Annotated in this window: 1 protein-coding gene; it reads left to right on the top strand. The window is 64.5% G+C overall.

All coding sequences use genetic code 11. The features are described from left to right. Positions 1-844: acyl-CoA dehydrogenase domain-containing protein (locus A3754_RS03555; protein ID WP_156496749.1), on the top strand; the 844-nt coding region annotated here is incomplete at both ends.

The following is an 844-nucleotide window of genomic DNA, read 5'->3' as shown; positions in this document are numbered from 1 at the left end:
GCCAGCAACGTGCTGGGCGGCGTGGAATACACCGGCATGGGCTGGAAGATGCTGATGGAAGCCCTGGCCGGCGGACGCATGGTGTCCCTGCCCGCCACCGGCATCTGCGGCATTCGCCACGGCGCCATGATCGCCGGCGCCTATTCCATGGTGCGCCAGCAATTCGGCATCCCGGTGGGGCGCATGGAAGGGGTGGAGCACAAAATCGGCAAGGCCGCGGGCATGACCTATGCCTTTGATGCCGCCCGCGTGTTTGGTTGTTCCGCCGTGGATAAAGGCATCCAGCCGCCAGTGACCTCCGCCATCATGAAGGCCTACTCCACCGAAATGGGCCGCGACACCGGCACCGATGCCATGGACGTGACCGCGGGTTACGGCGTCATGCAAGGCCCCAACAACACCATGGGTCGCCTCTATAATTCCGCCCCGGTGAGCGTCACCGTGGAAGGCGCCAACATCATGACCCGCACCCTGATGATCTTTGGTCAGGGCGCCACCCGCTGCCACCCCTACGCCTACAACGTGGTGCAGGCGGTGGAAGACAATGATGTGAGCGCCTTCCGCAAAAACCTGACCGGCTGGATGATCCAGTTCTTGCTGGGCTTCGTGATGAGCCTGGTGCGCGGCGTAACCCGCGGTTTCTTCACCGTGAAAGTGCCCAACGTGGCGCCGAAAACCAAAAGCATCTACCGCCGCCTGGGCTGGGCCGCCACCCGCTTCGGCCTGCTCACCAACCTGGCCATGTTCTTCGTGGGCGGCAAACTCAAGGCACGCGGCAACCTCCCCGGTCGCTACGCCGATGTGGTGGCCTGGTTGGTGAGCAGGCCGAAGCGGGTGGCGGCCC

The organism is Alcanivorax sp. HI0083, assembly GCF_001635175.1.
Note: the sequence above shows the minus strand (reverse complement) of the source record. Positions and strands in the feature narration are given on the sequence as shown.